This is a genomic window from Thermosynechococcus sp. QKsg1 (assembly GCF_031586415.1).
Classification (GTDB): domain Bacteria; phylum Cyanobacteriota; class Cyanobacteriia; order Thermosynechococcales; family Thermosynechococcaceae; genus Thermosynechococcus.
In genome coordinates this window covers 237,828-261,438 of record NZ_CP134200.1, presented here as the reverse complement: position 1 = coordinate 261,438, position 23,611 = coordinate 237,828, and the positions used below count along the sequence as shown (strand labels likewise).

General features: G+C 54.3%; 20 protein-coding genes. 13 read left to right on the top strand and 7 right to left on the bottom strand.

Translation table 11 applies throughout. The features are described from left to right. Positions 1–5 precede the first annotated feature (5 nt). Positions 6–167 (top strand): hypothetical protein, encoded by a 162-nt coding sequence (locus RHP47_RS01245; protein WP_190278145.1) that lies wholly within the window; start codon positions 6–8, stop codon positions 165–167. On the opposite strand, the gene RHP47_RS01240 is transcribed toward RHP47_RS01245, so the two are convergent. The 4 genes from RHP47_RS01240 to RHP47_RS01225 are packed head-to-tail and all read right to left on the bottom strand — an operon-like array spanning position 154 to position 5,349. After that, positions 154–1,353, bottom strand: coding sequence for an LL-diaminopimelate aminotransferase (locus RHP47_RS01240; RefSeq protein ID WP_286626252.1), 1,200 nt, complete (start codon positions 1,351–1,353; stop codon positions 154–156). The genes RHP47_RS01245 and RHP47_RS01240 overlap by 14 nt on opposite strands. After that, entirely contained in the window at positions 1,350–2,729 is a 1,380-nt protein-coding gene (gene ftsY, locus RHP47_RS01235) for a signal recognition particle-docking protein FtsY (RefSeq protein ID WP_310840854.1), read from the bottom strand. Before ftsY ends, RHP47_RS01240 begins: the two co-directional genes overlap by 4 nt. 28 nt (positions 2,730–2,757) lie before the next feature. Continuing rightward, positions 2,758–3,618: a 3'(2'),5'-bisphosphate nucleotidase CysQ gene (locus tag RHP47_RS01230; protein WP_286626248.1), complete on the bottom strand. Its 861-nt coding sequence runs from the start codon at positions 3,616–3,618 to the stop codon at positions 2,758–2,760. After that, positions 3,619–5,349 carry an ABC transporter ATP-binding protein gene (locus RHP47_RS01225; RefSeq protein WP_310840853.1) on the bottom strand — a complete coding sequence of 577 codons (1,731 nt, stop codon included), beginning with the start codon at positions 5,347–5,349 and terminating at the stop codon, positions 3,619–3,621. Positions 5,350–5,406: 57 nt separating this feature from the next. Here RHP47_RS01225 and RHP47_RS01220 point away from each other — a divergent pair, with 57 nt between their 5' ends. Next, positions 5,407–6,669, top strand: a complete 1,263-nt coding sequence (locus tag RHP47_RS01220) for a PAS domain-containing sensor histidine kinase (protein WP_310840852.1) — start codon at positions 5,407–5,409, stop codon at positions 6,667–6,669. Here RHP47_RS01220 and RHP47_RS01215 read toward each other — a convergent pair. Continuing rightward, positions 6,664–8,982 carry a diguanylate cyclase domain-containing protein gene (locus RHP47_RS01215; protein ID WP_310840851.1) on the bottom strand — a complete coding sequence of 773 codons (2,319 nt, stop codon included), beginning with the start codon at positions 8,980–8,982 and terminating at the stop codon, positions 6,664–6,666. The two genes, RHP47_RS01220 and RHP47_RS01215, sit on opposite strands and share 6 nt — an antisense overlap. Before the next feature lie 534 nt (positions 8,983–9,516). On the opposite strand from RHP47_RS01215, the gene RHP47_RS01210 reads away from it, so the two are divergent. The 6 genes from RHP47_RS01210 to RHP47_RS01185 all read left to right on the top strand — a co-directional run bounded on the left by RHP47_RS01210 (position 9,517) and on the right by RHP47_RS01185 (position 15,241). Continuing rightward, the gene (locus RHP47_RS01210) at positions 9,517–11,304 is read left to right on the top strand and encodes a serine/threonine-protein phosphatase (RefSeq protein ID WP_310840849.1); all 1,788 of its coding nucleotides are present in this window, start codon (positions 9,517–9,519) and stop codon (positions 11,302–11,304) included. Then, positions 11,304–12,368 (top strand): tRNA preQ1(34) S-adenosylmethionine ribosyltransferase-isomerase QueA, encoded by a 1,065-nt coding sequence (gene queA, locus RHP47_RS01205; RefSeq protein ID WP_310840848.1) that lies wholly within the window; start codon positions 11,304–11,306, stop codon positions 12,366–12,368. Before RHP47_RS01210 ends, queA begins: the two co-directional genes overlap by 1 nt. A 444-nt stretch (positions 12,369–12,812) precedes the next feature. After that, complete coding sequence (locus tag RHP47_RS01200) at positions 12,813–13,010, top strand: hypothetical protein (RefSeq protein ID WP_149817414.1); 198 nt, start codon at positions 12,813–12,815, stop codon at positions 13,008–13,010. Between the two features lie 60 nt (positions 13,011–13,070). Further along, entirely contained in the window at positions 13,071–13,883 is an 813-nt protein-coding gene (locus tag RHP47_RS01195; RefSeq protein WP_149817412.1) for a carbon-nitrogen hydrolase family protein, read from the top strand. A 120-nt stretch (positions 13,884–14,003) separates the two neighbouring features. Further along, positions 14,004–14,201 carry a hypothetical protein gene (locus RHP47_RS01190; protein WP_149817410.1) on the top strand — a complete coding sequence of 66 codons (198 nt, stop codon included), beginning with the start codon at positions 14,004–14,006 and terminating at the stop codon, positions 14,199–14,201. 173 nt (positions 14,202–14,374) lie between these two features. Beyond that, entirely contained in the window at positions 14,375–15,241 is an 867-nt protein-coding gene (locus RHP47_RS01185; protein WP_310840847.1) for an alpha/beta fold hydrolase, read from the top strand. Positions 15,242–15,250: 9 nt separating this feature from the next. Here RHP47_RS01185 and RHP47_RS01180 read toward each other — a convergent pair whose 3' ends face one another. After that, a complete protein-coding gene (locus RHP47_RS01180; protein WP_286626237.1) occupies positions 15,251–15,784 on the bottom strand; it encodes a P-loop NTPase family protein in 534 nt (177 codons plus the stop codon). A gap of 163 nt (positions 15,785–15,947) precedes the next feature. On the opposite strand from RHP47_RS01180, the gene RHP47_RS01175 reads away from it, so the two are divergent. The 5 genes from RHP47_RS01175 (at position 15,948) to RHP47_RS01155 (ending at position 19,852) form a co-directional block, all read left to right on the top strand. After that, positions 15,948–16,595 carry a DUF3386 domain-containing protein gene (locus tag RHP47_RS01175; protein WP_286649779.1) on the top strand — a complete coding sequence of 216 codons (648 nt, stop codon included), beginning with the start codon at positions 15,948–15,950 and terminating at the stop codon, positions 16,593–16,595. 2 nt (positions 16,596–16,597) lie between these two features. Beyond that, positions 16,598–17,803, top strand: coding sequence for a ribonuclease Z (locus tag RHP47_RS01170; RefSeq protein WP_310840845.1), 1,206 nt, complete (start codon positions 16,598–16,600; stop codon positions 17,801–17,803). Positions 17,804–17,938: 135 nt separating this feature from the next. Next, positions 17,939–18,169, top strand: a complete 231-nt coding sequence (locus tag RHP47_RS01165) for a hypothetical protein (RefSeq protein ID WP_149817400.1) — start codon at positions 17,939–17,941, stop codon at positions 18,167–18,169. A 54-nt stretch (positions 18,170–18,223) separates the two neighbouring features. Next, positions 18,224–19,393, top strand: coding sequence for a cysteine desulfurase family protein (locus RHP47_RS01160; protein ID WP_310840843.1), 1,170 nt, complete (start codon positions 18,224–18,226; stop codon positions 19,391–19,393). A gap of 9 nt (positions 19,394–19,402) precedes the next feature. Continuing rightward, complete coding sequence (locus tag RHP47_RS01155; protein WP_149817396.1) at positions 19,403–19,852, top strand: hypothetical protein; 450 nt, start codon at positions 19,403–19,405, stop codon at positions 19,850–19,852. Here the strand turns inward: RHP47_RS01155 and RHP47_RS01150 are convergent. After that, positions 19,849–23,571, bottom strand: a complete 3,723-nt coding sequence (locus RHP47_RS01150; RefSeq protein ID WP_310840842.1) for an EAL domain-containing protein — start codon at positions 23,569–23,571, stop codon at positions 19,849–19,851. The genes RHP47_RS01155 and RHP47_RS01150 overlap by 4 nt on opposite strands. Between the last annotated feature and the right edge of the window lie 40 nt (positions 23,572–23,611).

Sequence of the window (23,611 nt, the reverse complement as noted above, 5' to 3'; positions counted from 1 at the left end):
TTGCCATGTTCTTTATCATTTTGCTCATTCTTCTTTGTACGGTCACCCATCTCTTTACGGAGGTGCTAGTTTTAACTCCCCTAGAGGTGTTGCGCTCCATTCATATTCCTGCAATTGTCCTTTGGGGCGGCCTGATCCTACTCTTGGCATGGATCATGGGCGATTAGCGCCCGACACCTGAACGACCGTTTGGCTAAATTCGGCAATTTGGGCAGCCGCCACTTCTAAACAGGGGCGATCGCGCACGAGGGCAAAGCGCACATAACCCTCTCCCCCTTCCCCAAAACCCGATCCGGGAGCTGCGGCAATCCCAGTTGCCTTGACAAGAGCTTGACAAAAGCCAAGGGAATCCCCGTGCCAAGGTTCCGGCAGTTGCGCCCACACATACATCGTCGCTGGCGGGAGGGGCACCGGCCAGCCATGATCGCCGAGGGCTTGGACAAAGGTATCACGGCGCTGGCGAAAGATCTGCCGCGTTTGCTGGACACAGGTTTGATCTCCCGTGAGGGCGGCAATGGCACCCCGCAGGATGCCAGCGTATTGGTTGAAATCAATCACCGATTTAATTTGGCGCAGGGCAGCAATGATGTCGGCACGGCCAATGGCAAAGCCAATGCGAAACCCACCCATGTTGTAGGACTTAGACAGGCTATAGAATTCAATGCCCACTTGGCGATCGCGATCCACTTCAAAGATCGAGGGTGCCCGCTCCGCATCAAAGACGAGATCAATGTAGGGAAAATCATGCACCAGTAAAATCCCGTGGCGATCGCAAAACTCAACGGCTGCCTTGAAAAAGTCCAAGGGCGCAACCGCCGTGGTGGGATTGTGGGGATAGCTGAGAATCAGTAGTTTTGCCTGCTCTCGCACTGGCAGCGGAATGGCCGCTAAATCCGGCAAAAAGTGATTTGCTGCCCGCAAGCGCAAGGGATACAGTTGTCCCCCTGCAAGATACACCCCCCCCGCATGGGAGGGATACCCCGGATCAAGCACTAGCGCATACTCTTGGGGATTCATCACCGCAAGGGGCAAGTGCGCTGTCCCCTCCTGTGAACCAATCAGCGTCAGCACTTCCCGCTCGGGATCCACCCTGAGGCCAAAGCGGCGTTCAAACCAAGTGGCCACTGCCTGTCGAAAGGCCGCCGTACTGGCAAAGAGTTGATAGCCATAGGTACTTGCATCGCGCACCGACGCTTCAATAGCCGCAAGAATGTGATCGGCGACGGGCAAATCCGCAGAGCCGAGGGAGAGATCCACAATCGGCTGCCCAGTGGCCGCCACCGCCGCCTTCGCCCGATCCATGGCGTCAAAGACATTGCCTTGGAAATACCGCAGGCGATCGGCCAGCTTCATGCTGCCACCTCCACCTCACTGGAGAGCAAGGCCTCGACAAATTCAAAACTGGAAAAGGGGCGCAGATCCTTAATGCCCTCGCCCGCACCAATGAAGCGAATCGGTAGTCCCAATTCCTGCACTACCGCCAAGGCCACTCCCCCTTTGGCTGTCCCGTCCAGCTTGGTTAAAATCACCCCAGTGAGTTGCGCCGCTTCTGCAAACACCTGTGCTTGGCGCAAGCCATTTTGGCCGAGGGTGGCATCGAGAACCAGTAGCGATTCAATTTGAGCATCACCCGCTTTTTTATCAATGATGCGACGGATTTTCTTGAGTTCCTCCATCAGGTTGGCCTTGTTTTGCAAGCGGCCAGCGGTATCCACTAGCAGCAATTCTGTGCCTCGGGCTTGGGCAGCGCCAATGGCATCAAAGACCACAGCAGCAGGATCGGTATTTTTGCCGGGGTTGGCAATCACCTCGACATCGGAGCGCTGTCCCCAAATTTTCACCTGCTCCGTGGCGGCTGCCCGAAAGGTATCTGCCGCTGCAATCAGACAGCGATAGCCTGACTGGGTGGCAATGTGGGCCAGTTTACCAATGGTGGTGGTTTTGCCAACGCCGTTGACACCGGCAATCAACCAGATATTCAGCGTGCCTTTTTTCGGAGCAAAGTCGCGGCGGTAGCCGGCTTCAAAGGGGCGATCGAGAATGTCCCGCAGAATTTCCTTCAGGTAGGCGATCGCCTGATCGGCAGGGAGTGTTTCTTGGCGAATTTTTGTTTGCAGCGCCGCAATAATCTGATCCGTGGCCTTGACCCCCACATCCGACTGCAACAGCAGCATCTCAATTTCTTCGACGGCATCCCGACTTAAGGGGCCTTGGCCGACGATCGCCCGCAGTTGATGCACTAGGCCACGACGGGTTTTGCCCAGACCTTGGCGCAGACGTTGCAACCAAGTAATTTCCTCAATATCCACCTCCTCTGGGCGCCGGCCTTGGGCGGCAAGCACCTCCGCCGACCACAAAAAGCCTTCATCAAGGACAAGGGAGGAGTCTACGGGCTCAGCTTCCACAACGGGCTGGACAGGGGCAGGTTCAGCAACAGGGGGCTTTTCAGACTCGATAGAAACGGGAACGGGGGCATCATCGGCAGGCGGTGTTTCTTGAGTTTCTTCAGCGGTTTCAATGGTTTCAATCGTCGCGGCACTCTCCGATTGCTGTCGCGCTTGAATCGACTGGAGTGCCGTTTTTGCCCAGTTGAGGATGCCGGGGGAAGCAGTGGATTCAGTTGTAGATTGCGGGGATTCTGCGGATGGCGCTGCCGTTGGGGTTTCTGCAGGGGGCGATGGCTCCTCACCACTGCCACCAAACTTGCGTCGAAACCAATTAAAAACCATGGCCTATCCTCTGTGCGACTGAACTTGCCTATTTTCCAGAATAGCCTTGATTTTCCTGTAAAAAGGCTTGCAGGCGATCGCCCACCGTGCGACTCAAAGCTGGATGACACACCACCAAGGGCGGCCAATGCTGCACATCGGCGCGATTGTAGCGGGGCAACTCACCATTGGCATAGGTAAAGGCTCCCCCCGCCTCCTGCATGATCAAATCCGGTGCCGCTAAATCCCAGTCCTTCGGGGCACTGCGCCCTGTGAGATTGACGTACAGATCTGCATCCCCTTGGCAAATACTCGCCGTTTTACAGCCCATACTCCCCATGGGAATTAGCTGTACGCATCCTAGGGTTCTTAAAAAGGCCTGTAGGCGCTCTCCGCCGTGGCTCCGACTCATCACCACCCGCAACGACTGCCCCGCCCTAGGGGGTTGTACCCGCAGTCGCGTCGCACCTTGGCGCGTCTCTCGATAGGTACCGGCGCCGGCAATGGCAGTGTAGATCACCTCCTGCTCTGGCCAGACGACAGCGGCTAAACAAGGGCGATGTTCATGGACAAGGGCAACGTGAATCGCATACTCCCCCGTTTGCTGCAAAAAGTCGTAGGTGCCATCGAGGGGGTCAATGATCCACTGGTAGGGCTGGGGCAAGGGCTGCCCTAGGGTGTAGGTCTCTTCGGTTAAATAACCAAACTGCGTCGGCGGAAAATGAGCTTGGAGGGCGTGGCGCAAAAAGCAATCAACCGTTTCATCGGCAAGGGTGACAGGATCACCGCCTTTGTCCTGCACCGCTAGATCCTGCACCTGACGGTAAAACTGGCGCAGTTGCTCAAGGGCTTGCCAAAGAAGCGGGCGCAGGGTGGCAAGGGTATTCTCAAGATCAAGGGCGGGGGACATCTAGGCTGCCTCAAGGGAAAGACCACGGGGAACCGCGGCAATTAGCGTGCGAGTATAGTCGTGCTGTGGCTGTTGGTAAACGGTTTCCGCGTCACCCATTTCCACAATTTCGCCATTGTACATAACCATGAGGCGATCGCTCATGAATTTCACCACACTGAGATCGTGGGAAATAAAGAGGTAGGTCAGTTGAAACTCCCGCTGGAGTTCTTTGAGCAAATTCAGTACTTGCGCCTGCACCGACACATCCAAGGCCGACACTGACTCATCACAAACGACAAACTCAGGATTCAAGGCCAAGGCACGGGCAATACAAATTCGCTGCCGCTGCCCCCCGGAAAATTCATGGGGATAGCGATTCTGGGCTTGGGGGTCAATGCCCACCCGTTCAAGGAGATAGGCCACCCGCTCTTGGTGTTGCCGTTGCGACTGATGACGGCGGTGAATCCGCAGGGGTTCTGCCACCAACTCGCCAATGGTCATGCGGGGATCTAGGGAACTATAGGGGTCTTGGAAAATGAGTTGCATCCGTTGCCGCAGGGGATGCAATTGGCGAGGCGATAAATGGCTGATGTCGCGATCGCCAAAGATAATTTTTCCCTGTGCGGGTTCTAGGAGGCGCAAGAGGGTCCGTCCCAGTGTTGTTTTGCCACAGCCCGATTCCCCCACTAAGCCAAGGGTCTCCCCGGCGCGAATCGTAAACGAGACATCCCTGACGGCAGTGACAAAGCGCTGCTTGCCCGCCACGGGATACTTGACCCAGAGATGTTCAACCCGCACCAAGGGGGGTTGGCTCGCCAAATGCGCCAAGCGTTCCTGCTGCTGCGCTGCGGAAATCACTTCTAATCGCGGGGGAGTGGCCGCTAGAAAATCCGCCACTGTTGGCAGAATCGCCAGACGCTGATCCAAGCGAGGACGACAGGCCAGTAGCCCCTTGGTATAGGGATGTTGGGGGTGACGAAAGACCTGCTGAACTGTCCCCGATTCAACAATTTGCCCTTGGTACATGACAACGACCTGATCCGCCAATTCCGCAATCAGATTCAAATCATGGCTGACAAAAATCAATGAGAGAGGGTACTGCTGCTGCAACTCCCGCAACAGCCGTAGGATCGCCGCCTGGACAGTGACATCGAGGGCAGTGGTGGGTTCATCGGCAATTAAAAGCGCTGGCGAAGCGGCCATGGCTATGGCAATCATGACCCGCTGAATTTGTCCCCCGGAAAGTTGGTGCGGATAGCGACGGAGAAACCGCTTTTTCTCCTCAAGGGGGTCTGCCGGTTTGAGAAGATGCACCTGTTCAAGGAGAGCGATCGCCCGCTGTTGACATTGCCCTTGGGGCAGTCGTTGCTGTGGATCAATGGCCTCTGCCAGTTGAAAGCCAATGGAATAGACCGGATTGAGAGAACTCATCGGCTCTTGGAAGACCATACTGATTTGGCGACCCCGAATCTGTTGCATTTGGCGGGGGGTGCAGCGCAGCAAGTCAATGGCCTCCCCCTCTGGCTCTGGCTGAAACCACGCTTCGCCGTGGCTGATCTGTCCCGGCGGCAACAGCAACTGCAACAGAGCCAAGCAGGTGACTGACTTTCCCGATCCCGACTCGCCAACAATGCCAAGGGTCTGACCCCGCTCCAAGCGAAAGGAAATGCCATCCACTGCCCGTAGGGTTTGATCGGTTTGGCGAAAGTCAACGGTAAGTGCTTCCACACGCAAAAGGGGTGATGACATCACAGGGCAAACCAACTCGGAATAATCCTAGAATAGAGGCGATTCTGGCACTTAGGCATGGAGTTGATCTTTTTTGGGGTTGGCCTGCTGTTGGGGCTAATGGTCTGGTTCTGGCAGTGGCAGCAAGTGCGACACGCTTTGGAGACGCTCCTTGAGCAGTACGCGGCTCGCCCCTTCAAATCCTCACCGTGGCAACGCTTGCGAACCCTACTCAGCCACCAGCTTCAGGAACAGGAACGCTGCCGTCAGAAAATGTTGCGCTGTCAAACGCTCCTTGAATATGCCCCCATTGCCTATTTGGAGGTGGATGAGACCAATTGCGTGGTCTGCTGTAACGAGGCAGCGCGATTGCTCCTTGGTTTAGGGCATGCCGAAGGCCGCCTTTTTTTGGAATTGGTGCGCTCCTATGAATTGGACTGTCTCATCGAAGAGGTGCGCCAAGAGGAAACGATGCGGGAGCAAGAATGGCTCTATGCCTACCTCACACCGACGGGGCAAACCAAGCGCAAACCCCTGCGGGCACGGGGACTCTGCCTTGGCGAGGGGCATGTGGGTGTATTTATTGAGGACTGCGAAGAGGTGGTGCGGCTGCGGGATGAGCGCGATCGCTGGGCAGCGGATGTCGCCCATGAACTGAAAACCCCCTTGACCTCCCTGCGCTTGGTGACTGAAACCCTACAACAACGGGTACCGGAGTCCTTACGGGATTGGGTCGATCGCCTCCTTGAGGAAATTATTCGCCTCAGCCTCCTTGTTCAAGAACTCCTAGAGTTAAACCGCCTGAGTCACACTCCCGCCGATAGCCTTGAGCGGCATCCCGTTGACCTTGTCCAACTCATTGATACTGCGTGGCAATCCCTCGCCCCCCTCGCTGCGGCTAAAAACATTCACCACGAGTACACAGGCCCAGAGCAATTTTCCTACTGCGGCAATGAATCGCAACTGTTTCGGCTCCTGGTCAATCTTTACGACAACGCCATTAAATACGGCCCTGTGGGTGGTCAAGTGCTGACGCGGCTGCTGAGCGATCGCGAGGGGGGCTATCTGTGTCTCGAAGTCATTGATAGCGGCAGTGGCTTTCCCCCCAAGGACTTGCCCTATGTGTTTGAGCGGTTTTATCGGGCCCAAGCCCGGCGGCATCGCTTTGTCATTCCCACCGATTCTGAAGGGCGGATGCCCCCCGTCGGTAGCGGTAGCGGTTTGGGATTGGCCATTGCCCGCCAAATTGTTGAACGCCATGGCGGCTACATGCAGGCTGCCAATCATCCTGACTATGGGGGAGCGTGGCTGCGAATTTACCTGCCCTTAACTGCGCTATAGCTCCTTGGCCACCCAGCGATCGCGCCCAAGGGTCTTCGCCTCGTAGAGACACTGATCCGCCAGATGCAACAACATGGCTGTCTCATGCTCTGGAGTGGGCAGCGTCGTTGCAATCCCAAAGCTGGCCGTTAGCCTTGGCCCAACGGTACTTTTAGCATGGGTGATATTAGCCTCCGCCAGCGCTGCCTGAATTTTCTCAACAATATGGATAGCTCCCCCTTGGTCGGTACTGGGCAGCAGCAAGGCAAACTCTTCCCCACCAAAGCGCGTGGCCAAATCCCCTGCCCGCTGCAGATGGCTTTCTAAAATTTCCGCTACCCGCTTGAGAATTTGATCGCCCTGCAAATGGCCGTAGTGATCGTTGTAGGCTTTGAAGCAATCAATATCCAGCATCACTAAACTTAACGGTTGTTGCTCCCGCTGACAGCGCCGCCACTCCTTCGCAAACAGTTCATCAAAACAGCGCCGATTGCCAATATCCGTCAGACTGTCGATATACACCATCTGCTGCAGATTGGCATTGGCAGCTTCCAATGCGGCATACATCTCCGCCTGCTGCAGTGCCACTGTTAGGGGTTCAGCAATCCGTTGCAGTAGGAACAACTCCTCCCGCTGCCAGAGGCGAGGGCCACGACACTGGTGGGCAATTAGGAGTCCCCACAGGTCATGCCCTTGCAGCAGGGGCACTACTAGATTGGCCTGAACTTGCAAGCTACTTAGGAGCTCACGATAGCAATCCTGTAATTGCGCTTGATTGACATCGCTAATGGTCACAGTGCGTCCTTCCAGAAACCGCTGCGCTGTCTCTTTACTAAAACAGGGATCGTGAATCACTTGACCCAAAATGGAGTACTGGGGCAACGTGGTGGCTTCCACTTCCACAACGCCACTGCCATCGGCTAAAAAGCGGTAAATCAGCACGCGATCGCTCAAAAGCAGTTGTTGAATACTGGTTACCGCCCGCTGCAAAATCTCCTCTAAGCGAATCGACTGGCGAATATCCTGAATGATCGTGCTGACAATCATTTCCCGCTCTAGGGCAGTTTTTAGCCGCTCTTCTGTGCGCTGTTGCTCCGAGACATCCAAAAGAACGCCATGGAGCATGTGACTGTGGGGGTCAAGCTGGCCGCGATCGCTCAACCAGCGGAAACAACCATCGCGGTGTTGAATGCGATAGGTGGTACTGTAGGCACGCTGCTGCCGAATCGCCTGTTCAATATCCCGTTCTGCCAAGGCCAAATCCGGCGCTGGGATAATCTGGCGCAGATCCGGTAAATCTTGGGGAAAGTAACCCGTGAGGTGATAAATCTGATCGCTAACATAGCTAAACCGCCACAGGCGATCGCGATCGCGCCGATAGATCGCAACGGGCAAATGACTAATCAGAGTGTTATAGCGCTGTTCGCTCTCCGTAATCGCCACCGTAATCGCCTGTTGCCGTGACAGTTGCCAGCGCAGTTCCGCCGTGGCCTTATTGAGCTCTTGGGTTAGCACCTGAATCACCCCTTGAGCTTCCGTAATGTCAATGGCCGCCAAAAGATTACTTTGGGTCACAATCCCCACCAGTTGACCTGTCTCATCCACGACCACCACCCGCCGCACTTGGTGCTCCTTGAGGAAATGATTCACCTGCCACAAACTTTGATCGGGCTTCACGGTCAGCACGGGTTGGGACATAATACTGCCAACGGTTCCTGTGAGCACTCCCCCTTGGCCCTGCAGTGCCTCAAAAATATCCTTTTCCGTAATAATGCCGCGCGGCAGCACACCCGAGGCGGATGCCTCAGGAACCACTAAACTGGTGACCCCCCGTTCGGTCATCAGGACAGCGGCCTCCTGTAGCGAAGCTTCCGCCGCAATGGTAGCCACATCGGGTACCATCACCTCCGCCACCCGTTTAATTCGCAGGAGATCCACAGGGCGCAGGCTCTCCCGAAAGGCTTGGCGAGTCAGCAGTCCTTCCACCCGTCCCGATTCATTGACCACGGCAAGGGCATCCACGCCCAAGTAGCGAAAACGCCCTAACACAGCTAGGGGATCATCGAGATCACTGAGGCGCAGGCAATAATCCGATGGCAGCATGATCTGGGCAGCCGTGATCGCCTGTGGCGAGTAACCCTTACCAAGGGCACGGATCACTTCCCGTTGGGTGATCAAGCCCCGAAACTGTCCCTGCTCTTCGACGACTAAACCCAATCCTTGGTTGCTTTGTAATCCTTGGAGAATCTCATTGAAGGAACCCCTTGGAGCGATCGTCACTAACTGAGCCTGTACCAAGGCTTGCAAATTTAAGCCTGAATTCAATTGCTCCATAGTGCCCCTCTTTCGCCAAGATATACTGTTAAAATGATGTCTAAAGTTGCGTCTATCGTTTTTAATCGTTCTGGCAAATAAAAATAAGACTTACAAAAGTTTGTATCACTAATTGTGATCCTTTTTACCCCGAATTAGTTATTCTAATTCTATCTTGATAGTTCGTGGCAACATCAGGGATGTTGACAGGGTTGAATAAGCCCTTGTCTAAAATATGGGATAGGGGATGTGAGTCTCTTCTGTAGGGGCTTTCACAGTTTTGAGTGTGTTCGATCCATCGCCAAAGGGCTGTCACTGGGATATTCCGCTGTTACAGGAGAAAAGCTAGGATAGGGAATTGAATGTATTCTATTCGCTGCTGCTATGGACTAGCGAATTACTGGATCAGAGACGTTGTGCGTACCTGCTGCGGGTGATTGTGACTGCGGCAGCCATCTCAGGATTGAAGCGATGAATCCACCTGCGCCTAATCTCATTTGCCCGGAGTGTGGCACTGCAAATTCTATTCACCAAGTTGAGTGTTGCCACTGTCAGGTGCCACTCCTGAAGCGCTATCTGTGGGCGATCGGTTCTGGTTTGGATCCCTACAGGGTGGGTGAGCTAGTGGGCGATCGCTATCTAGTGCAAGGCAAACACTTGCTCTTAGACCTATTGCCGGGGGAGCCAGCGCCCAGTGTGGACAACACCTCCCAGCTCTACCGTCCCTATCTGCGCCTCTTTCCCAAGCGTCCCCATGTCCCGGAATTATTTGGCGCCCTTTCCCTCCCTGAAGGAGAACTGTTGCTCCTTGAGCATGCCCCCGTCAGTTGCATTGACATTGCCGATGCCAAAGTTGCCCCCGGTCTCACCCATGCCGCTCCCCTCACCACCATCTGGGAGAAAGCCAATTTAGTACGCCGCCTCAACTGGTTATGGCAAATCATCTCCCTTTGGCCAGCCTTGGTGGCAGAAAATGTGGCTCTCACACTGCTCAATCCCCAGCTTTTGCGAGCCGAGGGATCCCTTGTGCGGCTGCTGCAACTGCAAGCAGGCCATAATCCCACCTTGACTGACCTTGGCAAATTCTGGCAAACCCATTTCAGTTTTAGCGACCAAGGGGAAAACTTTCAGCAGGCCTTCACGATTCTGTGTCAACACATGCAGGATCCTCAGGAAACCACCCCTGAATTTATTCGTGACACCCTAGAGACCCTCTTTCAACAGGCCCTCGATCACCTTGGTTATGAGTACCACTACGATATTGCCAGCCGCTCCGACCAAGGGCCTAGTCGGACTCGCAATGAGGACAAATGCTTTCCAGAGCGCGATCTCACGAGCCAATCACAGGTGCTCGCCCTCGTGTGTGATGGCGTCGGGGGGCATGAAGGGGGCGATGTCGCTTCGGGTTTGGCCATTGACATTCTGGAGGAGACGCTAACCCCCCTCAAGCTGCTGGAGATGTCCCCTGCTACAGTTGAACAGGCGATTCAAACCGCTATTCGCCGCACCAATGATGCAATCAATCAACGCAATGATACGGAGCAGCGCCACGAACGCCAGCGCATGGGAACCACAGTTGTCGGTGCCCTGATGGAACACGCCCATCTTTACCTTGCCCACATTGGTGATAGCCGCGCCTACTGGATCAACCGCTGGGGCTGCTACCAGCTCACCCTCGATGACGATGTGGCCAGCCGTGATGTGCGCTTGGGGATGAGTACCTACCATCAAGCCCTTGAGCTGCCCTACGGTGGTTCCTTGGTGCAAGCGTTGGGTATGGCACCCTCCCAGCATCTGCACCCCACAGTAGAACGCTTTTTGCTGGATGAAGAGGGAATTCTTTTGCTGTGTTCCGACGGCCTCAGTGATTTTAATCGTGTCGAAACCTACTGGCCACAGTACCTCCTGCCTGTGCTCCAAGGTCAGCTTGCCCTCACTGCTGCGGCTGAACAACTCATTGATCTTGCCAATCGCCTCAATGGCCATGACAATGTGACGGTGGTGCTCATTCACTGTCGGGTGAAGAATGCAGCGGGTGTCATTGACTTGGACTACAGCGATATTGTTTGTCAAGGGGAGTTGCCAGAGGTGACAGACATTACAATGGGCTACGTCCCCCCACCCGATCCAGCGGATCTCGACCTGACGGTTTCCCAGATTGTGGAACCCCCTCAACCCCAACCTAAACCGCCGCCAGCCCAAAGGTCTCGTTCCCAAGCGTGGCTGCTACTGCTGGTGGCTGTGGGCGTTGCCACCGCTGCCCTTGGCTTTCTGGCTGTGATGACTTCTATGAATCGCTCTGTGGTAGAGCCATCCCCCTCACCGTTGACCCCACCCCAATAATGCCGAGTTCTGACGATTTTTCCCTCGACGGCTACGATTATCACCTGCCTCCGGAACGGATTGCCCAACAGCCCGTTTCTCCCCGCGATCATTCCCGCCTGATGGTGGTGGCACAGGAGACTGCTACCGATCACCACTTCTATGAGCTACCGCAACTGTTGCAACCGGGGGATTTGCTAGTACTCAATGATACACGGGTGATTCCGGCACGGCTGAGGGGTCAAAAAGTGGGCGGCTCTGGCCGTACCGTTGAGGTGTTTCTTCTCGAAGAATTGAGCGATCGCCAGTGGTTGGCCTTGGTCAAGCCCGGTCGAAAATTGCGCCTTGGGGCGGTGATTCAAATCGGCACACTGCAAGCAACGGTACAGGCCATTGATGAGGAGACCCGAGGCCGGGTGATTGAATTCGACCTGCCGCCGGGCGATCGCCTGTGGTCCTATCTTGATCACCTAGGGGAAGTGCCCTTACCTCCCTACATTGACAACCCCATTGAAGATACTGAACAATACCAAACCGTCTATGCTCGCCGTCCCGGTGCTGTGGCTGCGCCAACCGCTGGCTTGCACTTTACCCCCGAACTCTTGAGTAAGTTGGCCTATCACGGCATTGATCATTGTTTTTTGACGCTCCACGTGGGCATTGGCACCTTTCGTCCTGTGGAGGCCAGCGATATTCGCCATCACCATCTCCACGAAGAATGGATTGAGGTACCGGCTGCTACCGTCGAGCGGATTCAGGCCGCCAAAGCTGCCGGAGGACGGATTATTGCCGTCGGCACCACCGTTATTCGCTCCCTAGAAACGGCAGCCCAATCCGGCACCCTTCAGCCCTTTTGTGGCAAGAGTGATCTCTATATCTATCCGGGGTATCAGCCCAAGATAGTCGAGGGCTTCATTACCAACTTTCATCTGCCCCGCTCTAGCTTGATGATGCTCGTCAGTGCTTTTATTGGTCGCGAACGGTTGCTTCAGTTGTACCAACAGGCCATCGATCGCCAGTACCGCTTCTATTCCTTTGGCGATGCCATGCTCATTTTGCCCAGCGCTTGCCACAATACCGTTTGAGTGTGCTATCTTAAAGCCAGCTGTTTTGCAAATTACCGTTCAGGGAGATGGAGGTGATGCCCATGGCAGATAGTAGTAAACGCTTGGGTCGTCGTTTTGGAGTAGCTCAGCTCTAGGGAAGAGTTGTTCTCCATCTGTTGATTTGAAATCACACCTAGGAGGCCACTTCTCCTAGCAGTTGATGCCCACGATAACCACCAGACCGCTCCTAAGGCCTTCCTTGGGGGCGGATGGCTTTTTAGGGGTATGTTGGGGGCGTCTGAGCGATAGTGTAGTTTTGTGACTAGGCATTAAAAAACATTTCAGATGCTGGGTGGCGAATGGGGCAGCGATCTATAGTAGGGGCAACCGGAACGTCGCCATTATTGGCCAGAGAAGACAAATTGAGAGTGAACAACGACTAATGATGGTGGACTCTGGAACTGTTGCGTTCTGAGAGCAGCCATGGCCGTTCAATTCCTACCCCAAAAAACACGGCAAAAAACGCCGCGCTTGCATCCCATTAGTGGTACCAAGCTACTGCTAGTCGTGCTGTTGAACCTCTTTATTGCCGGCTATGTCTTTTGGGCATACCGCACTGCCCATGAGCATCAGCTCCCGACCCAACGCAATCCGATCTTCCGGAACCTGCGTTCTCGCTAGACTTGCCCTAGGCAGATTGCGACGATAGAATGAGGGATTGCTGTCTTTTTTTCAATGGGCATGAAATCCTATCTCGCTGCCGCAGTACAAATGACGAGCCAGCCGAATCTTGAGGCAAATCTGGCACAGGCAGAGGAATTGATTGAACTGGCGGTGAGACGGGGTGCAGAACTTGTAGGGTTGCCAGAAAATTTTTCCTTTCTTGGCGATGACCGGGAGAAAGTCGCCCAAGCGGCAACAATCGCTGAGCGGACTGAGGCTTTTTTGAAACGCATGGCGCAGCGATTTCAGATTACCTTGGTGGGGGGTGGCTACCCAGTACCAGCAACCGCAGGCAAAGTCTATAACACAGCCGTCCTCATTGGTCCTAGCGGAGAAGAATTGAGCCGTTACCAAAAGGTGCATTTATTTGATGTCGATTTGCCCGATGGCAATATCTACCACGAATCGGGCACAGTGCTAGCGGGACGGCAGTTACCCTCTGTCTATCCCAGTAAGGATTTGGGGAATATCGGCTTGTCGGTGTGCTACGATGTTCGCTTTCCAGAACTCTACCGCGCGCTCTCCCAAGCAGGGGCAACGGTGCTTTTTGTGCCGGCTGCCTTTACAGCCTTTACCGGTAAAGATCATTGGCAAGTCCTTCTCCAAGCACGGGCCATTGAAAATACCTGCTACGTGATTGCACCGGCTCAGACGGGAATTCACTATGCGCGGCGGCAAACCCATGGCCATGCCATGATTGTGGACCCTTGGGGAACCATTTTGGCGGATGCCGGCGATCGCCCCGGCCTCGCCATTGCAGCCATTGAACCTAGCCGCCTTGAGCAAGTGCGTCAACAAATGCCCTGCTTGCAACACCGTGTCTTTTTCTGATTTGTGAGCCAATTGTGAAATAAATCGTAACATGGCATACAGACGGGGGGAGTTTCCTACGCTATCGTAGAACTATAGGTGAATCCTTGCCCTCACTCCAAACCGACTAGGAGAGTATCTATGGAAAGCGTTACGGTTCCCAATCCGCAAGCCTCCGCCGAGGTTTGGAACTCCCTGAAGCGGGCGATCGCCCACAGTTCAGGTTTTCAGCGTTGGCTGAGCGAAAAGCAGGCCAGTGTTGTCGTCGAGCAGCCTACGGATCTGGATGCTTGCGTTACCGCTTACCTGCGTCAGGCTCTCGAAACCCTTGCCTATTAAAAATTGGTAAGAATTGTAAGCTTTGCCCCTATACTAGGAGCATTCTGACTCCTTAGGTCACATATTACCCCCACGGCGCATTCCATCTGGGGGTTTTATTTGCGAGGCAGGGGCAACACTATCCTGCAGAGTTCCCTTGGTTATAGTGGAAAGTGCCAGCCCCCAAGGTGCATATGATTGAAGGCCCGTGGATCCATAAGTTTATTGTCTCCAATGGTATCCGTCTCCACTATGTCACCCAAGGAGAAGGGGAGTTGGTGCTGCTGCTCCACGGCTTTCCCGAGTTTTGGTACTCTTGGCGACACCAAATTCCTGTCTTGGCGGAAAAGCATAAAGTCGTTGCCCTAGATTTGCGCGGCTATAATCTCAGCGATAAACCCCAAGATACCGCTAGCTATGTTCTTGACGAGTTAATTCTCGACATTGTCGGTGTCATTGACGGCCTTGGCTATCCTCGCTGTCATTTGGTGGGACATGATTGGGGAGGGATGGTGGCTTGGGGCGTGGCCTATGCGGTGCCGCAGCGGATTCAAACCCTGAGTGTGGTAGCCTGTCCCCATCCTGCTAAGTTTCAACAGTTGAGTTTCGAGCAATGGTTGCGCAGTAGCTATATGCTGCTGTTTCAACTGCCGTGGCTACCAGAGATCCTCTTGGAGTGGGGGGGCTATGGAGCGATCGCCCAAATTTTTCGCTGGGCCGCAGTGAACCAGCAGGCCATTCGACCCGCAGACTTGGCACTTTATCAAGATGCCGCCGCCCACCGCGGTGCCCTCTCGGGAATGCTTAACTACTACCGTGCGGGGTTGCAAAGTCTGTGGAGTCGGGAGTGGGGCATGCTAGACGTACCAACCTTGATGCTCTGGGGGCGCCAAGACCCCACCTTGGGTATGGAACTCACCTACGGCACCGAAGCCTACGTTAAGGAACTGAAAATTCAATACTTGGACTACTGTGGTCACTTTGTGCAGCAGGAGCAACCCGACTTAGTGAATGAGTATCTACTGGAGTGGTTAGAAACCGTTTCTGCTGCCCTAAATTAGACCTAAAACCTAAATTAAACGCCGCAACTGCGTAATTTGGTCAGCGATCGCCAGCAGCGATTCTGGCATTTCAGGTCCTGTCAGCATGACATCGAGAGTACGTGGGCGATTCTGGAGAAAATCCAGTACCTCTGCTTCAGTTAGCACCTCCAGTTGAATGGCCACACTCACCTCATCTAAGACCACCAAGCGATGCTGTCCCCCTTGCACCGTGGTTTGCAGATGCTGCCATAGCTCACGCACTGCGGCTTTTTCTTCGGCAGTGATCGAATCTCCTTGGCCTAAACAGCGTTGCAGCGCCGGTCGCCACCACGTGAGATGCTGACCCAACTGAATCGGATGCGCGATTCCCGTTTGAATCCCCCCCTTGAGGAATTGCACAATCAGGACACCACTGCCCTGGGCAGCAACCCGCAACGCCTGCGCCATGACCGTGGTGAAAAAGTGTCGCTGCGGACAGGTAAACACCTGCACCACTCCCTCAATACCATAGGTTAGGGGCAAGCCTGCCTCAGAAACGGAAACCGCGAGTTGTGCCACCATCGTGTTCCTGTCCAGTTAAAAAGGAGAACGACCCCCTAGGGGTTATACATCTAGTGTAGTGCGCAATGATTTAACCCTAGTGAACACTAGATATACGTGGTCGTCAAGGGGTCAGAAAATTGAGTTATCTTAAAACAATGTGACTGTTACTGAGGATGCCCCCATGCCAGCGACACAGGCTCTTGATGCTGAGGCGCTCTTTCGCGCTGCCTACGAAAATCGTTACACATGGGATGAGAATTTTCCCGGCTTTACGGCCAAGGTCACGCTCATTGAGGGCGATCGCACCTACCAAGGGCAGGTAAAAGTTAGCCGCGACTACGCCGTTGAAGTGAGTGGCATAGAAGACGAACAAGTCCGCGAATCCCTCTACAACCAATTGCGGGATGTGATTGTCCATCGCAAGCGCAACCGTTTTGAAGAGGCCCACGGCAAAAACACCTTCCAAGCTGGGGAAACCGACGCCAGTGGGGCAGTGGAAATCCTCGTTAGCGGTGACGCCATGGGGTCGAACTACAAGGTGCGGGACAATCAAATTGTCTATGTCAGCCGTGTCATGGGGCGAGTTGCCTTTGCCATTACCCACCGTGAAGCCCTTGATACCGGTGCAGGCTACATTTCCACCAACTATGTGGCTATCTTCCGCAATCCGCAAACCAACGAAGTGCTGCGGCAAATGGAGTTTGAGGATACCTATGTGCCCGTCGGCAATTACTACCTGATGAGCCGGCAGGTGGTGCGCACCCATGAAAATGGTCAGACCAGCACCTTTGAAATTCGTTTTGATGACCTGCAACTCCTAGACGACTAAGCGTGGAAATTACATTTCTAGGCACCAGTTCTGGGGTGCCCACCCGCACACGCAATGTTTCCAGTGTGGCTCTGCGGCTGCCCCAGCGCAAGGAAATTTGGCTCTTTGACTGCGGTGAAGCCACCCAGCACCAATTGCTGCGCAGTGACCTGCGAACCAGTCAGATCCGCCGCATTTTCATTACCCACATGCACGGCGATCACATCTTTGGCCTGATGGGCTTGCTTGCCAGTTGCGGCCTTGCGGGAACCGTGAGTCAAATTGATGTCTATGGCCCGCCGACATTGGATCGCTACATTGCCAGTTGTTTGCGCTGGTCTGTGATGCGGCTTCCCTACAAGTTGCAGGTGCATACGGTGGAGCCGGGGGAAGTCTTTAGTGATGGCGAGTTTACCGTGACCTGTCGGCTGCTGCATCATCGTGTTCCCGCCTTTGGCTACCGCGTCACCGAGAGCGATCGCCCCGGTCGCTTTCATGTGGAAAAAGCCCAAGCCTTGGGAATTCCCTTTGGACCACTGTATGGTCAACTCAAGCAGGGAAAAACAATCGCCCTCGCAGATGGCCGCACCTTTGATGGCCGCGACTTCTGTGATCCACCGCAGCGGGGGCGCAGTATGGTTTATTGCACCGATACAGTCTTTTGTGAAAGCGCGGTTGAATTAGCCCAACAGGCGGATGTCCTCATCCACGAGGCGACATTTTCCCATCAGGAGGCGGATCTGGCTTTTGCACGGCTGCATTCTACATCCACGATGGCGGCTCAGGTGGCGGCCTTTGCCCAAGTGAAATTGCTCTTCCTCACCCACTTTAGTGCCCGCTACGCCCCCGGCAATCCCGTGCAGGTGGAGGATCTGCTTGCGGAAGCACAAGCCATTTTCCCCAATACTCGCTTGGCGCGGGATTTTCTCCATTACGAAATTTCCCGGGACGCGCCCCAAGACAATCCAGCTGTAGCTACTGCGCCAGAGAAAGGGGATATCCTGATCAATCGGGGTGAGGAGAAAACGGTTGCTGTTGCTCAGAAAATTGCGCCAGCGATCGCCATCAACCGTGCCACCCGCCAACAAATGCAGCAGAAACTGGGAATTGACGCTGCTACAGCCAATGCGATTTTGGAGCGGCGGCGGCAGCAAAAGTTTACCTGCCTAGAGGAACTCGAATGCCTGTATCCGCAGGTGGCATGGGACACCCTCAACGTGGAGTTCTAAAGAGCAACTATTTTCAGTCTCAAATAGGAACTTGTGATTGAGATCAACGTCTTTGTGTGCTGTTGATCACCGTTCATCTGTGTGAATCATTGACATAGTTGAGACCATACACGCAAATTGCAAGGGGATTGATGTATGACGCTGCTGGAGCTAATCCGCCGTATTCAGGCGACTCGGATCGTAACCCCTGCTCAAGAGCGGCAGATCAATGAATTGTTGTGGCAGCGTTCCCTGAGCGCCACAGAATATCAAGCAATGCAGGAGCTGGTTACAGGGATTATTGCGGGGGAAATTCAAGTCATCTCTCAGATTCAGCGGTTTGGCAGCAAAAAGGAGCTAGGGAATAATCGGTTACAATTGGCTTAAGGGACTGGGTTTTATGACAGTTCCGCCATTGGTTTTTGGGAGCTGCTCCTGCCCATGCAACTGTATTTCGACTATGGTGCAACGACCCCCTGTCGAGCAGAGGCTATTGCAGCGATGGTGGCGGCCTATGAACAGCAGTGGGGCAATCCATCGAGTATTCACGAGTGGGGGCAACGTGCAGCGATCGCCCTTGAACAGGCACGGCTGCAGGTGGCAGGGCTGATTCATGCCCAAGCGGATGAAATCATTTTTACCTCTGGGGGCACAGAAGCGGATAATCTTGCCCTGTGGGGAATTTGCCAACGCTATCGCCAACCTCAGCATCTGATTATTTCGGCGGTCGAGCATTCGGCGGTGGCTCAACCCGCGGCGGCCCTTGAAGCTCAAGGCTGGCAAGTGACCCGCTTAGCGGTGAATCACTGGGGACAGGTGGAACCCGCCCAACTACGGCAGGCTTTGCAGCCGAACACGGTCTTGGTCTCGATCATCTACGGCCAAAGTGAGGTGGGCACGCTGCAACCCATTGCTGAACTCGCAGCCATTTGCCAAGAGGCGGGGGTGCTTTTCCATACGGATGCGGTTCAAGTGGCCGGACGAGTTCCCTTGGATGTGCAACGGCTAGGGGTGGATTTACTCTCGCTGTCCAGTCATAAAATTTATGGCCCTCAGGGAGCGGGGGCGCTCTATGTGCGATCGGGGGTACCCCTAGAGCCGCTCTTGCGTGGCGGGGAACAAGAACTGGGCCTCAGGGCGGGAACCCAAGCAGTGCCGACCTTGGTGGGCTTTGGGGTGGCAGCGGAATGGGTCGCCACTGAACTAGCGACAGAACCGATGCGCCTTGCTCAACTGCGCGATCGCCTGTGGCAGCAGTTGCAGGATCATCCCCAAGTGGAACGAACAGGGCATCCATGGCAGCGATTGCCCCATCACTTGAGTTTGATTGTGCGCGATCGCCACGGCCAACCCTTGAATGGCAAAACCTTTGTACGGCAACTCAACCTTGCGGGCATTGGCATTAGTGCGGGATCCGCCTGTCAAAGTGGTCAAACCCAACCCAGTCCCACCCTCTTGGCCATGGGCTACGATCCTGAAACCGCCAAAGCAGGGATACGCATTACCTTGGGGCGAGAGACCACCGCTGCCGATGTCGATTGGTTGGCCATGGTGCTGCGGCAATATCTTGCCGAGGCGATCGCTCCCCCCTTAGCAGTATCTCTTTCCTAGGGTGTATCCATGGTGTGGGCGGCATTATCTGCACAGGGGACTTGGGCACTGGCCAGCTATGGCGTGGTTGCCACCCTGATTCTGCTGTGGACAATTCTGCGATCGCTACAACACCCCTCGCAAAAAGCCGCCCTCGAAGCCGAAGTCGTGCGACTGCAAGATCACTGCAATCAACTCCAGCACCAACTGCAGGCAATAGCCGCCGAAAATCAACAATTACGAGCAGACAGCGATTACTGGCAACAGCAACACCAAGCCCTCAATGCTCAACTCACCACCCTAGAAACCACCTATCACCAACTGGAGATGAACCTTCAACGTCTCGAACAGGAGCGCGATCGCCTGCAACAGGCACTGCAACAGCCCGCCGACTGGTGGCAGGAAATGACGAAAAACTATCAAAGTTGGTGGGAAAGCCTGCCCTTTCTTCCCCATGAGGATACCAGCAGCAAATCCTAGGGCAAGCAATCAATCGGCAATGGCGGATAAAAGAGGTAGCCTTGGCCGTAGCGACAACCGAGATCAATCAATTGGGCGGCTTGGGTCGCTGTTTCCACCCCCTCTGCCACCACATCTAAGCGCAGGCTTTTACCGAGGGCAATCACGGCACCAATAATTTCCTGAGCCGCTTGGCTCTGCTCTAAGCTCTGGACAAAGGAGCGATCGATTTTCAGGGCGTGGATCGGCAACTGATGCAACCGACTCAGGGAGGAATAGCCCGTGCCAAAGTCATCAATGTTGAGGGCAACCCCCAGTTGTTGCAGTTCCTCGGCCACCTGCAATGTGGCTTCAAGGTTGCGGATCATGGTCGTTTCCGTGATCTCCAGATGCAACAGATGAGGGGGCAATTGGGCACTGCGCAGCGCCGCCAAAATATCACTAACAAAGTTGGCATCCACCAGTTGTTGAGGCGAGATATTAATGCCCAAGGTCATGGTCTGGCGACGGCTGTCCTGTTGCCGCCACTGGCTGAATTCCTGGATCGCCCGTTCAAAGACCTGTCGGCCAAGGCTGACAATGAGACCTGCTTGCTCCGCAAGGGCAATAAATTCAGCGGCAGGAATTTCACCCTTTTCAGGATCAAACCAACGGCTCAGGGCCTCAAGACCCACGAGCGCCCCGCTCTCCAGCTCAATAATGGGCTGAAAATAGACCTGTAGCTCACTGTTGGCGATCGCCTGATGCAGTTGACTCTCCAGCGTAAAGCAACTCTGGGCTTGGGTGTGCATTTGGGGGTCAAAAATCCGATACTGCCCTAATCCCTGTTTTTTTGCTTGGTACATGGCAATGTCAGCATCCCGCAGGAGGGTAGCGGCAGAGGCAGCGTCGCGATCGCTAAAGGTGACGCCAATGCTGGCACTGAGACTTAACAGATGGCCATCAATGACCAAGGGCTCCTGAATCACCCGCTCTAGATCGGCAACCCGTGCTTCTACCTGAGCCACCATTTGCTCAGGATCCAGATCTTCACACAGCACCACAAACTCATCGCCACTCAGGTGAGCCAAGGTATCCCCCTCTGGCACCACACTTTGCATCCGCTGGGCAAGGGTAATCAGCACCTGATCTCCTGCTTGGTGTCCCAAGCTATCGTTAACCCGCTTAAAGCGATCAATATCAATAAAAACAACGGCAAAGGGGCGATCGCGATGGCGTTGATACTGGCGCCAGCAGTGTTTTAAGCGATCTTGGAGCAGCGTACGGTTGGGGAGTCCTGTCAGGGCATCGTGGAGGGCATCGTGAATTAAGCGATCCTCCATTTCCTTGCGGCGGGTAATGTCGCGTCCCACACATTGATACTCCACACAGCGACCTTGGTGATCAAAAAAAGCGCGGGTTGTCCATTCAAACCAAGCAAAACGTCCTTCACCAAAAGTCACGCCACATTCAATCGTGCTGATGGACTGCGTGGGGGTGAGGGCTTGCAGGTGTTGTTGGAAGCGTTGCTGCGTCAGCGGATCAAAGGGATGCTGGATCACATCGCCAAAATCGCAACTCATCCCTGCTTCAGCCAGATAGCGAAAGAAGGCGGGATTGCCAAAGGTGAGATGTCCCTCAGGGGTACAGCGATAGAGCAATTCTGTCTGTGCCTCAAGAACCCGCCGATAGCGTTCCTTTTCCTGATGGAGGGCACTGACCAATTCGGCACGGTTGATGCCAAAGCCCAGTTGTTCCCCCAGTTGGCGGATCAGCTCCACCTCGTCAATCGCCCAAGGTCGAGGAGAAGAGCAGTGGTGGCACAGGAGTAATCCCCAGAGACGTTCCTCTTCAATAATCGGGACAACTAAGGAGGCCCGCACCTGCAATTGGTTGAGAAAGTCGCGATGACACTGGGTCATTTCAGCGGTGTTAATATCAGCAACCGCCAGTACCCGCCCCTGAAGATAGGCTTCGGCAGACTCACGGTGGAAACAGGGGTCATAGAAGGTGCGGTGCATGAGAGAAAACTGCGGTGCCGCTACCGATTCAGCCACCACCTCACCCCGGCCATCGGCATAGAACTGGAAAATCAGCGTGCGATCGACCCCCAGCAGTTGACGCACTTCCTCAAGGGCGGTTTTAAGAACCGTTTCCAGATCAAGGGAACGGCGAATTTTCAAGGTTAGCCGATGCAGGAGTTCCGCTTGGGTTTGCCGTCGCTGTAACGAAGTAGTGGAGTCCACCTGAAGCGTAATATTCTGGAAGAAAACCGCAAGGCCTCGGCCAGTGGGAAAAGCCCGTACCGCAAACCATTGGTTCAGCCCCTCATAGAAGGTTTCAAATTGGACAGGGGTTTCCTCCGCCATTGCCTGCCGACTTTGGCTTTCAAAAATTGAGTTGCGCTCATCGGGAAAGAGATCCCAGAGGTTTTTCCCCAGCATCTCTGAGGCAGATTTCCCCACTAGACGGCAAAAATTCCCGTTGACATAGATAACTGTGAAGTCGCGATCCACTTCAAAAAAGTGATCCGACATGCTCTCCAAAATATCAGTCACTTGGTTGTAGGCCGCTTGCAGGCGATCGCTAAATTGGCGCTGTTCCGTGACATCCCGTGCAACACCATAGATGCGCCCTTGACTGAGCAGGCCTTGCCATTCGTACCAGCGATAGTCTCCCCCTTGGGTGCGCAGGCGAATTGTGTGGTTACTGATTTGCTCCCCAGCAAGGAGACGTTGCTGCATCTCCCGATGGCGGGGGCGATCGCCGGGGTGGAGAAATTCCTCAAACTTTGCCCCTGCCAACCGATTCAGGTCATAGCCCAGGCAGGTATGCCAGTGTTGATTCACCCGCCGCAGCCGTCCCTCACTATCGGCAATCATAAATAGCTCTAGGGAAGAGCCAAAGAAATACTCTAATTCAGCGGTTTTTTGGGCAATTTCTGCTTGCAGACGCATGCGATCGCTAATGTCCCGCTGCACACCAAAGTGGCCAATGATTTCCTTATTTTGGTTGTAGAGGCACACATAGTTCCCCTCCACCCAAAAGGAGCTACCATCGCGGCGGTGGAGTTCAATTTCAATGTGAAAATAGCCCAGATCAAAGAGTGCTCGCCACAGCCGTTTGGCGAGTTCCAGATCATCCTTAAAGCAAATGCGCGGCGTCAGGCCAATCAGCTCCTGCGGCGGTAATTGATACTGCTGGGCAAAGGCACTGTTGACACGCGTAATCCGCTGATGATCAAGGACATACTCCAAGATTTCCTCTTTGTTGACTGTGTCATCCCAGCGGATGGGCTGATCCAACATCATGAAGAAGCAGGCCTCAAGGGATTGTTGAAAAAAGGCTTCCAGTAGTTCTTGCTTGGCTTGTAGCTCTAGCTCGAGTTGACGGCGACGGGTAATATCCCGCGATGTGGAGACTAAAAATAAAACATTTCCCCCTGCATCACAAATGGGGTGCGTGAGGGTTTCCAACCAAACATATCCGCCATGCTTTTTGCGGATGCGATAGGTTTCTATCACATTCACACTGCCTTGCAGGGTGAGGGCATGGGCACCACTGCGAATGCGCTCTGCATCTTCAGGATGAAATAATGTGTAGGGACTCTTACCAATCAGTTCTTCAGGAGAATAGCCTAAAAGGGTTTTGCTGGAGGGAGTCACATATAGATAGTTGCCATCCGGTTCGTGCAGGCAAATGAGATCATCGGTGTAGTTGACCAATAATTCAGTAAAATGCTCAAATTCATCTATAATCATTCGCTAGAATCCACAATTTTTATCACGCATTAAGATACTT

What these genes read in the sequence shown, in the direction of transcription:
- RHP47_RS01245 (WP_190278145.1), top strand. Translation starts at nt 6, where the DNA reads ATGTTCTTTATCATTTTGCTCATTCTTCTTTGTACGGTCACCCATCTC.
- RHP47_RS01240 (WP_286626252.1), bottom strand. Translation starts at nt 1,353, where the DNA reads ATGAAGCTGGCCGATCGCCTGCGGTATTTCCAAGGCAATGTCTTTGAC.
- ftsY (WP_310840854.1), bottom strand. Translation starts at nt 2,729, where the DNA reads ATGGTTTTTAATTGGTTTCGACGCAAGTTTGGTGGCAGTGGTGAGGAG.
- RHP47_RS01230 (WP_286626248.1), bottom strand. Translation starts at nt 3,618, where the DNA reads ATGTCCCCCGCCCTTGATCTTGAGAATACCCTTGCCACCCTGCGCCCG.
- RHP47_RS01225 (WP_310840853.1), bottom strand. Translation starts at nt 5,349, where the DNA reads ATGTCATCACCCCTTTTGCGTGTGGAAGCACTTACCGTTGACTTTCGC.
- RHP47_RS01220 (WP_310840852.1), top strand. Translation starts at nt 5,407, where the DNA reads ATGGAGTTGATCTTTTTTGGGGTTGGCCTGCTGTTGGGGCTAATGGTC.
- RHP47_RS01215 (WP_310840851.1), bottom strand. Translation starts at nt 8,982, where the DNA reads ATGGAGCAATTGAATTCAGGCTTAAATTTGCAAGCCTTGGTACAGGCT.
- queA (WP_310840848.1), top strand. Translation starts at nt 11,304, where the DNA reads ATGCCGAGTTCTGACGATTTTTCCCTCGACGGCTACGATTATCACCTG.
- RHP47_RS01200 (WP_149817414.1), top strand. Translation starts at nt 12,813, where the DNA reads ATGGCCGTTCAATTCCTACCCCAAAAAACACGGCAAAAAACGCCGCGC.
- RHP47_RS01195 (WP_149817412.1), top strand. Translation starts at nt 13,071, where the DNA reads ATGAAATCCTATCTCGCTGCCGCAGTACAAATGACGAGCCAGCCGAAT.
- RHP47_RS01190 (WP_149817410.1), top strand. Translation starts at nt 14,004, where the DNA reads ATGGAAAGCGTTACGGTTCCCAATCCGCAAGCCTCCGCCGAGGTTTGG.
- RHP47_RS01185 (WP_310840847.1), top strand. Translation starts at nt 14,375, where the DNA reads ATGATTGAAGGCCCGTGGATCCATAAGTTTATTGTCTCCAATGGTATC.
- RHP47_RS01180 (WP_286626237.1), bottom strand. Translation starts at nt 15,784, where the DNA reads ATGGTGGCACAACTCGCGGTTTCCGTTTCTGAGGCAGGCTTGCCCCTA.
- RHP47_RS01175 (WP_286649779.1), top strand. Translation starts at nt 15,948, where the DNA reads ATGCCAGCGACACAGGCTCTTGATGCTGAGGCGCTCTTTCGCGCTGCC.
- RHP47_RS01165 (WP_149817400.1), top strand. Translation starts at nt 17,939, where the DNA reads ATGACGCTGCTGGAGCTAATCCGCCGTATTCAGGCGACTCGGATCGTA.
- RHP47_RS01160 (WP_310840843.1), top strand. Translation starts at nt 18,224, where the DNA reads ATGCAACTGTATTTCGACTATGGTGCAACGACCCCCTGTCGAGCAGAG.
- RHP47_RS01155 (WP_149817396.1), top strand. Translation starts at nt 19,403, where the DNA reads ATGGTGTGGGCGGCATTATCTGCACAGGGGACTTGGGCACTGGCCAGC.
- RHP47_RS01150 (WP_310840842.1), bottom strand. Translation starts at nt 23,571, where the DNA reads ATGATTATAGATGAATTTGAGCATTTTACTGAATTATTGGTCAACTAC.